The 8960-nt window shown below is 58.7% G+C and carries 11 protein-coding genes (1 of these 11 cut by a window edge); 5 read left to right on the forward strand and 6 right to left on the reverse strand.

Going from position 1 to position 8960, the window contains the following annotated elements; genetic code table 11:
* A protein-coding gene (locus V6C16_RS03915) for a TRIC cation channel family protein (RefSeq protein ID WP_333536707.1) crosses the window boundary here: on the reverse strand, nt 1–123 show its beginning. 129 nt of this gene lie to the left of the window's left edge; only the first 123 of its 252 coding nucleotides appear in the window; its start codon is at nt 121–123; its stop codon lies beyond the left edge, outside the window.
* A gap of 209 nt (nt 124–332) precedes the next feature.
* Here V6C16_RS03915 and V6C16_RS03920 point away from each other — a divergent pair, with 209 nt between their 5' ends.
* Complete coding sequence (locus tag V6C16_RS03920) at nt 333–767, forward strand: ArsR/SmtB family transcription factor (protein ID WP_333536709.1); 435 nt, start codon at nt 333–335, stop codon at nt 765–767.
* A gap of 31 nt (nt 768–798) precedes the next feature.
* Nucleotides 799–2892 (forward strand): heavy metal translocating P-type ATPase, encoded by a 2094-nt coding sequence (locus V6C16_RS03925; protein ID WP_333536710.1) that lies wholly within the window; start codon nt 799–801, stop codon nt 2890–2892.
* 295 nt (nt 2893–3187) lie between these two features.
* Here V6C16_RS03925 and V6C16_RS03930 read toward each other — a convergent pair whose 3' ends face one another.
* The 4 genes from V6C16_RS03930 to moaA form a co-directional block, all read right to left on the reverse strand.
* The gene (locus V6C16_RS03930) at nt 3188–3565 is read right to left on the reverse strand and encodes an ACT domain-containing protein (protein ID WP_333536711.1); all 378 of its coding nucleotides are present in this window, start codon (nt 3563–3565) and stop codon (nt 3188–3190) included.
* A gap of 279 nt (nt 3566–3844) precedes the next feature.
* Complete coding sequence (gene ruvB, locus V6C16_RS03935) at nt 3845–4828, reverse strand: Holliday junction branch migration DNA helicase RuvB (RefSeq protein WP_333536712.1); 984 nt, start codon at nt 4826–4828, stop codon at nt 3845–3847.
* Entirely contained in the window at nt 4828–5442 is a 615-nt protein-coding gene (ruvA, locus tag V6C16_RS03940; protein WP_333536713.1) for a Holliday junction branch migration protein RuvA, read from the reverse strand. Before ruvA ends, ruvB begins: the two co-directional genes overlap by 1 nt.
* A 111-nt stretch (nt 5443–5553) precedes the next feature.
* Nucleotides 5554–6648 carry a GTP 3',8-cyclase MoaA gene (moaA, locus tag V6C16_RS03945; protein ID WP_333536714.1) on the reverse strand — a complete coding sequence of 365 codons (1095 nt, stop codon included), beginning with the start codon at nt 6646–6648 and terminating at the stop codon, nt 5554–5556.
* Here moaA and V6C16_RS03950 point away from each other — a divergent pair.
* The gene (locus tag V6C16_RS03950; RefSeq protein ID WP_333536715.1) at nt 6647–6937 is read left to right on the forward strand and encodes a DUF5334 domain-containing protein; all 291 of its coding nucleotides are present in this window, start codon (nt 6647–6649) and stop codon (nt 6935–6937) included. The two genes, moaA and V6C16_RS03950, sit on opposite strands and share 2 nt — an antisense overlap.
* 43 nt (nt 6938–6980) lie before the next feature.
* Here the strand turns inward: V6C16_RS03950 and V6C16_RS03955 are convergent, their stop codons facing one another.
* Nucleotides 6981–7577 carry a hypothetical protein gene (locus V6C16_RS03955; RefSeq protein ID WP_333536716.1) on the reverse strand — a complete coding sequence of 199 codons (597 nt, stop codon included), beginning with the start codon at nt 7575–7577 and terminating at the stop codon, nt 6981–6983.
* Between the two features lie 300 nt (nt 7578–7877).
* Here V6C16_RS03955 and V6C16_RS03960 point away from each other — a divergent pair, with 300 nt between their 5' ends.
* Nucleotides 7878–8252: a hypothetical protein gene (locus V6C16_RS03960; protein WP_333536718.1), complete on the forward strand. Its 375-nt coding sequence runs from the start codon at nt 7878–7880 to the stop codon at nt 8250–8252.
* A gap of 5 nt (nt 8253–8257) precedes the next feature.
* Nucleotides 8258–8960 (forward strand): radical SAM protein (locus V6C16_RS03965; RefSeq protein ID WP_333542788.1); only part of this gene is annotated, 703 nt, incomplete at its 3' end.

Genomic DNA, 8960 nt, shown 5'->3' on the forward strand with positions numbered 1-8960 from the left:
CCCCAAAGCCGCTGCAGTGGCGTAACTGCCTTCTTCCACCAGGCGGGCCGTGTCGCCCAGAGCCACATCCCGCACCAACCCGCCAGACAGCGCCACCAGCACTCCCAAGACAAGACAGCCCACAACACTCAGACTTCATACTGTTTATAGCACAATATTTCGTCATATGACGAAATATGCTTGACAAGCCACGCCTCATTTCTATATTTCGTCAAAAGACGAAATGACTTTAAACCGTTCATCGCAGGATCAAGACCGGCGCTTCGCCGCACTGCCGCAAAACCAACGAATTTGGCCGATACAAACCACGCTGTGAGCCAGGGGAGAGAACAATGCTTACCTTCATAACCACAGTACGCGCCCTGGGCGATGAAAACCGCGCACGCATCCTGATGGCCCTGCGCTTGCGAACGCTATGCGTGTGCGAGATCACCACCCTTCTCGGCCTTGCGGCGTCCACGACTTCCAAGCATTTATTTTTGCTGCGCCAGGCACGCCTCATCGAGAGTATCAAAAAAGGTCGATGGGTTTACTACCGGCTGCCGCAAAACCCATCACCAAGCATCCGCGCGGCTCTGGCGTGGACCATGAACGAATTGGCCGACAGCCCGCAAATTGCCCAGGACGAGGCCGCGCTGCGCGGGATTACGCATAACGCCGGAATTCATGATTTTTTGAAAAGCAAGCACATTCGCGTGCCGGCCGACGAAGTTGACGGCAGCGACGAGACGGCCCCCGAAGCCGACACGGACAACACAGCTAACTGAATCACCCCGATGCCTCATACAGGAGACCCCCATGAGCCATTGCTCCGCAAAAGACCATAACCACAGTAGCGGACACACTTGCGCCTGCGGTTCCACCGCCCACCCCCTGGCCCCCATGAGTTCACAGAACGCTCAGGATTGCGCATGCGCAACCGCCGAACCTGGCGCCGCCTGCGAAACGACAGAAAACGAGGATGAACAACACGGCTGCGGCTGCAGTTCGTGCGGCTGCCATGACCATTCTCATGAGCATGGTCCTGGGGATGAACGCCGGGAACTTGCCATCATGGGCATTTCAGCAGCGCTTTTTGCCATTGGGATGGTAGCTGATGAGGCCATGACGCGGCATATCCCCAACTGGCTGGTCATTGTCGTATTCTACGCCCTGCCGTACTTCCTTTGCGGCTATGACGTACTACGCCTTGGCGCACGCAGCATCTTAAGGAAAGACTTCTTTAATGAGTTCAACTTGATGGGCGGCGCAACCATTGCGGCCATTGCTCTTGGGCAGTTGCCCGAAGCCGTGGGGGTAATGCTCTTCTACCGTATAGGCGAATTTGTGCAGGAACGTGCTGCGGGACATTCACGCCGTTCGGTCAAGGCGCTCCTGGCTGCCCGCCCCAGCACCGCTCATGAAATGCTTGCTGACGGCAGCACAAGAGACGTGCAGCCGGAAGACCTTGGCCCCGGCAGCCACATTCTTGTACGTCCCGGCGAAAAAATCCCGCTCGACGGCACTGTGCTTGAAGGAAGCTCGCAGGTCGACACCTCCCCGCTCACTGGCGAATCCGTGCCGCTTCTTTTGAAGCCCGGCAGCCGCGCTCTTGCCGGAACCATCAATCTTAATGGCGCTATCCGTATGGAGGTGACCGCAGCATTTGCCGAATCGTCCATCGCACGCATTCTGGAAATGGTGGAAAACGCCGCTGCCCGCAAGGCCCCCACTGAACGTTTCATCACCCGCATGGCCCGCTGGTACACACCTGCCGTAACCGGCCTTGCCCTGCTTGTGGCTGTGCTGCCGCCTCTTTTGGGGTTGGGCGACTTTTCACAGTGGCTTTACCGCGCGCTGGTGCTTCTGGTTATTTCCTGCCCCTGCGCCCTGCTCATATCCATCCCGCTCGGCTATTTTGGCGGTATAGGCGCGGCATCCCGCCGGGGCATCCTCATCAAGGGCGGCGCGGTGCTGGACAAGCTGCGCGATATCCGCGTGGCGGCCCTGGACAAAACCGGCACCCTGACCGAAGGAGTCTTTGAGGTCAACGCCGTGCTTCCGGCGCCCGGAACCGGTGAAGAGGACCTGCTGCAAGCCGCTGCACTGGCCGAAAGCCGTTCAAACCATCCCATTGCCCGCTCCGTAATCAGGGCTGCGGAAAAAGCCAATATCATCGCCGATGATTCTTCCATCACGGGAATGCGCGAAATCCCCGGCAAGGGTGTTGAAACAACCATAGGAGACACTATTCTTCTGGCCGGCAATGCGGCCCTGATGGAGGCCAACGGCATTGAGCCGCAAGCGGTAAACATGCCCGGCAGCATTGTTCAGGTGGCCCGCAACGGCCGTCTGCTTGGCGCGCTCGTGGTTGCTGACCGCCTCAAGCCCCAGTCGCCCGAAGCCGTTGAAAGCCTGCGTCATCTTGGTGTGAGCACCATTGCCATGCTGACCGGCGACCGTGCAGAACAGGCTCTTCCCATCGCCCAGAGGCTTGGACTGGATGTTCTCAAAGCTGACCTGCTGCCAGAGGGAAAGGCCGAAGCCCTTGAATCTCTTGGCCCGGTGGAAAACACCATCTTTGTGGGCGACGGCATCAATGATGCCCCTGTTCTGGCTACAGCTGGTGTAGGGGTCGCCATGGGCGGGCTTGGCTCGGAAGCAGCCATTGAAACGGCTGATGTCGTCATTCTGGATGACAATCCCGCGCGCCTGCCCGAACTGCTGCGCATAGCCCGCCGCACCCGCACCATCGTGTGGCAGAACATCATCATGGCTCTCGGCATCAAGAGCCTGTTCATGGGGCTTGGCATTGTTGGCCTTTCCGGCCTGTGGGAAGCGGTGTTCGCCGACGTGGGCGTGGCCCTCATGGCCGTGCTCAATGCGGCTCGTGCCGGAAAGATCGAACAGTAGCGCATGCTGCTTTTGCGAGCCCAAATTCGCAAGGCGTTACGGCACTTCTCTTCAAGAATCCATTGCTGAACAAGAACCCGGAGGGCAGAACGCACAAGAAACGTTCTGCCCTCCGAACTTTTCATTCATATCCAGCTGCAGAGCATTTGGCACGTAAAATGCTCACTTACGGCAGGCAAAGCCTGCCTGCCCGCATTACGTGGCTGGAATTTTCCTGAAAAATCCTTGCAGGGCTGCTGGCGCACGTCATTCGTGAACGGCTCTGCTCCATATGTTGCTCACACGGTGCATCGTTTCAGTCCGAAACCGCCTCAACGCCATAGCCCGCAGATTCAAGGGCCGCGAGAGCAGCCGCCAGCCTGTCCTGTTTTACCAGCACATAGTCAGTATCAAAGGTGGATACGGCAAAAATGCTGATCCCGGCCTGGGCCAGCACCGCCGACAGCCCCGCCAGCACCCCGGTCAGGCTGAAGTCCATTTGCCCGGCCACACGAAAAGCCCGCCAGCCGTCTTCACGCGCCTCATACTGTTGCGGCGCATCCTCCCGCAGGCAGACCACAGACAGCTCCGCATCGGTTTTACCCACAAAAAGCCACGAAGCCGTGAAGTCCACCGCCGCCATGTCGACGACCTTGCAGACAGAGAATTCCCCCGGCAGTACCTGAAGCGTCATATGCTCTCCAATCCTTGCAAGCCGCAGCATCGTGAAAAAATCTTTGAGCGGGTCGGCATAGCAAATGTCCTCCGTCCTGCTTAGATATCCGGCAGTGCAGATGCCCCGCCTGAAGCGTGTTCCCCGGCCGCAGGCAGCTTGCACAGGGCCAGGCCTTTGGACCGCAGTGCCGGTCAAATAAAGGCGAGGCCGCGGCAGCACAGCCGGGCTCCTTTGCACCCGCGTGGTGAAGCGCACAGCCTGGCCCATCCCTGTTCCGGGACCGCTGGTTGCCGTGCTTCAGGAAAGCAGCAGTTTCAGATGGGTATAGGCACGCGCGGTAGCCATGCGGCCACGCGGCGTACGCTTGAGAAAACCGCACTGGATAAGATACGGCTCATAAATGTCTTCAATTGTCCGCACTTCTTCAGAACAGGCGACGGCCAGCGTTTTTATGCCCACAGGGCCGCCATCGTAGTGTTTGATAAGCACTTCAAGCAGCTTGCGGTCCATCTGATCCAGACCGAGTTCGTCCACGTCCATACGCTTGAGCGCAACAGAAGCCTCATGCCCGTTTACCTGCCCGTCACCGTGCACCAGCGCAAAGTCTCGCACACGGCGCAGCAGACGGTTGGCAATACGCGGCGTGCCACGCGAGCGGCGTCCTATTTCTTCCGCCCCGTCAGGCGTGATGACCACGCCGAGAATGCGGGCGGTTCGTTGCACCACGCGGGCCAGATCAGCGGAACTGTAATATTCAAGCCGTGCCACGATGCCGAAGCGGTCGCGCAGGGGGGAAGAAATAAGCCCCATGCGCGTGGTGGCTCCCACAAGGGTAAAGGGTTCAAGGTCAATCTTTACGGTGCGGGCCGCAGGGCCTTGGCCGATAACAAGATCAAGCTTGAAGTCCTCCATGGCCGGATACAGCACTTCTTCAACCGCGATGGGCATTCGGTGGATTTCATCTACAAAAAGAATATCGTGCCGCCCAAGGTTGGTGAGAATGGCGGCCAGATCGCCGCTGCGCTCAAGCACAGGGCCGGAAGTACACACGAGGTTGACGCCAAGCTCTGTGGCCATGATCTGCGCAAGCGTGGTTTTGCCCAGGCCGGGATTGCCGTAAAAAAGCGTATGGTCAAGGGCTTTGCCGCGTTCGCGGGCAGCATCAAGGTAGACGCGCAGATTGGCCCGCAGGTCATCCTGGCCGATAAAATCTTCCAGACTGCGTGGGCGTACGCTTTCATCAATATTGACGGCCCCCTGGGGCTGACAAGACTCGGGCATCAGGCTCTCCCTCTGGCCAGGGCCTTCAGGGCGGCCCTGAGTGCGCCGCTTACATCCAGATCAGGCTCTTCATGCAGCAGTTTTTTTACCATCGGAGCGCACTCGTCTTCGGCGTAGCCAAGGTTGGCAAGACCGGCAAGCACATCTCGAAAGACGGATCCCGGCTTTTCACCCGTGGAAGCCAGCACTGCGGCCTGCGGGGCGTCATCCACCTTGAGTTTGTATTTAAGCTCAAGAAAAACATGCTGCGCGGTCTTTTTGCCGATGCCCGAAACGCGGGTGAGGGCCATCACGTCTTCTTCAAAGACGATGCGGCGCAAATCCTCGGGTCTGTAGATGGAAAGAATGGACAGAGCCGTGCGTGCTCCCACCTTGGATATGGAAACAAGCACCTCAAACGTCTGCCGTTCTTCAAACGTGGCAAAACCGAAAAGTTCAAGCGCGTCTTCGCGCACGGCAAGACTCGTATACAGGGCAAGGTGCTCTCCCCGCCCCGGCAGGACGGACAGGGTGTGCGCGGGCAAAGCCACTGCATAGCCCACACCGCTTTCGGTAATGAGCAGGCAGGTATTGCCCCATGTTTCGGCCAGGCGGCCTTCAAGATAGGCTATCATGGATTCCTTGCGGGTCAGAAGATACTACTGGCGGCACAGCCCCACACAGGTGCGTACGCAGCGGCCAGCATAACCGAATGCCCCGTTTTTTCCAAGCGGCCCCACCGGGCGTCAACCGCCGATGCCCACCATCTGCCTGACGGCCACTTCATCGCCGGAACGGTTTGCAAGCAGTTCCGCTCCTACGGGCTTTTCGGCGCAGGCAGCGCGTATGACGCGCTCGATATCAGCGTCCGTCATGGCAGGGTCACGCAAAAACCGGCGCAGTTCGTATTCCCTGTCGTCAAAAAGACAGGTGCGCAGATTACCGTCGCTGGTGAGACGCAAGCGATTGCAGGAACCACAAAAATGACAACTGACAGCGGTGATAAAGCCAAGGCGCCCCTTGCCCCCTTCCACCCGGAACATGCGGGCAGGCCCGGCCTCGGCCCTGTCCTCTTTTTCAGGCACAAGGCGCACCCGTTTTTCCGCTTCGGCGCGGATATCGGCAGCCGACCAGAAGGTGCTTGAATTCCAAAGAGTGCCGCTGCCCATAGGCATGAATTCAATAAAGCGCAGGTCAATGGGCATGGTGCGCGCCGCGTGGACAAAATCGTCCATCTGCCCGTCATTAACGCCCCGCATAGCCACGGCGTTCACTTTTACCCTGATGTCAGAAGCCAGCAGCCTGTCCAGCGCCGACAGCACGGCGGGCAGCATGTCGCGCCCCGTAACCCTGGCAAAAGTTTCGCGGTCAAAACTGTCCAGAGACAGATTAACAGCCTTTACCCCCACCTGTCGCAACAGGGGAATATGCGGCTCAAGCAAGGTTCCGTTGGTGGTAAGGCGCAGATCCATCTGCGGAAACCGCTCGTGCAGCATATGCAGAAAGCCGTCACACCCCTTCCGGGCAAACGGCTCCCCCCCGGTCAGGCGCACCTTGACCACGCCAAGGCGGGCCATAATGCCTACCATGCGCGCCATTTCCTCATACCGCAGCACCTGCGGATGCGGAATACAGGTCTGCCTGGCATTGCTGCAACAGTACATGCAGCGCAGATTGCAGCGATCCGTGACGGAAAGGCGCAAATAACGCACAACCCGGCCATGCCCGTCCACCAGGGGCGCAGAAGCAGCGGAAATTATCCGCTTGGAAGCTGTCCCCACGTTTTCTTCCACATCATGCCTGTTGCCAAGAAGCGGAAATGGATTTACATCTGCCTGCATGAAATACCTGCTTATGGGAGCGGCCCTTGCGGGCAGCCTGAGTTTTTCCCTGTGTGTCCCCCCGGAAATCCGGGCATGGGATGGTTTTGACGCAGCCTCCACCGACCTTGTAGAAGTAAACCCCGACCGAGTGCCTTCTCCGGGCGACACCGTGGATGTGCGCAACTACGACACCGACACCACGGAAACCTGCCTGGTGGAAAGCGTTTCTCGCAATGCACGCACTGTGGAACTGGTGGTGCGCACATCCTCAGGGGCAGCCCGCACCCTTGTCATGGAGGGCCGGTAAAAAAGAATGGGAAGCGGCCGTTCAAGCCGCCCCCCCCCAATTTTTACTGGCTGATTCCCTCGTCCGCGCCGCGTTCATAACCCGGCAGCAGAATGCTGGCGCTCTCGGCCTGACCCTGCCCTTTGGGACATTCGGACTGGAGGTGGCAGATTTCGCAGCCGCCACGGAAAGGAAAATGCGTAACAACCGCAAAGCGGCGCGCAAGAACCGACGATCCGGGCCTGTACTCAAGCCCCATTTTTTCCAGAGCCGCACGCAGGGCTTCCGTAGGCCGGGGCGATGGAGCACAGCCGGCATCTTCCACCTGGGGCAGCATGGCCTGCACAGCGCTCATGCACATGAACTGGGCAAGGTTGTTGATCATAAACCCGTCAGACGCGGATTTTTCCCAGGCCTCATCCACATCGATCTCAATGGATTCCGGCAGCCAGACCGCAAGATACGATATCTTGCCCGTGGAAATTTCACACACCTTCAACTGCGGCAGCCACTGACCCCACAGATCAACAAGCCGTTCCAGCACCGCCCCCCCGAGGCGTTTCTCCTGACTCATGACCATGAAGCCTTCCATGTCAAAATAGGGCTGGATGTCGTGTGTCTTTACACCGGGCTCGCCGCCCGCACTGTTAACCTCGCTCACATGCGCTCCTTGGAAGAAAAAGACGCGGCCAATACGCCGCCAAAGCAATACGCCAGCATCTGTCAGCCAGACGCGCGTACTCCCCGTCTGATAGTTTAACCAAGGGACGGGCCTCGTCAAGGGCCATACACGCAAATACCACCGGCTTCGCGCAGCGCTTCGCAGGCGGCTGCGGCTGTGGAACAGCCTTTTTCGCGGCTTTGCGCCCCGTGGACGCCATGCCCGGCTTTACTTGGCAGGACAGCTTTTTTATCATATGCCTTTGCCCCATACGTCATGAAACGAAGAAAAGGAATCCGTATGAACAAAGCCAATACACATCCCGCCAAAATCCGCTACAGGTACAAAACGGACGAAGACGCCCGCCTGCAAACGGCCCACGGCGTATGGGGAGGCATCAATCCCCAGGGCGAAATAGAAATGAATTTCTATCATGAAAGTGATTCGCTGCCCGCTTTTTCCGAACAGCTTGTGGCCCCCGACGGTTCCATCGGCTATGAAATGGTTCCCGGTGAGGATGACGCGCGCGAAGTGACCCGCTGCATCCACAGCCGCATCCTGCTCAATTACCACACCGCCCGCGCAGTGCTGGACTGGCTGGAAGACCGCGTGGCCGCCCTGGAAGAAGAAGAGGCGTCCGGCATGTACGAGGCAGACCTGGACATTGAACAATAGCAGCCATGATCGAAAAATCTTACCATATCATTACGTTCGGCTGTCAGATGAACGTGCACGACTCCCAGTGGCTGGGCCGTGCCCTCACAACACGCGGCTTTGTTGAAGCTTCACTTGAAGATGCCCAGGTGGTGATGGTCAATACCTGTTCGGTGCGTGAAAAACCGGAACAAAAGGTCATGAGCGCCCTTGGACGCATCCGCCAGGTCAGTGGCGGCAATCCCAATGTTCTGGTGGGGGTGGCGGGCTGTGTGGCGCAACAACTGGGTGAGGCGTTTTTCAGCAAGGAAAGTCAGGTGCGCCTTGTGGCGGGCAGCGACGGCATAAGCGGTGCTCCCGCAGCTATCGAACGCCTGCTGGAAGAGCCTGGCCTGCGCCTTTCGTTGCTGGACTTCACGAGCCATTACGTTGAACGCGAAGCCGGCCCGGAAACGTCCGAATTCACTTCCGGCCCGGTGGCCTTTGTCAATATCATGCAGGGTTGCGACAATTTTTGCGCATACTGCATCGTTCCTTTTACACGCGGACGCCAGAAATCACGTTCGGCTGCCGCCATTCTTGATGAATGCCGCGCCGTGCTCGACCGGGGCGCGCGCGAAATCACCCTGCTGGGCCAAAATGTCAATGCCTTCGGTCAGGATAAAAGCGGCGACGGCACAAGCTTTGCGCAGCTTTTGCGCCAGGTGGCCGGGCTGCCCGGCCTGGAGC

Origin of the sequence: Desulfovibrio sp. 1188_IL3213 (genome assembly GCF_036763145.1) — a bacterium.
GTDB lineage: Bacteria > Desulfobacterota > Desulfovibrionia > Desulfovibrionales > Desulfovibrionaceae > Desulfovibrio.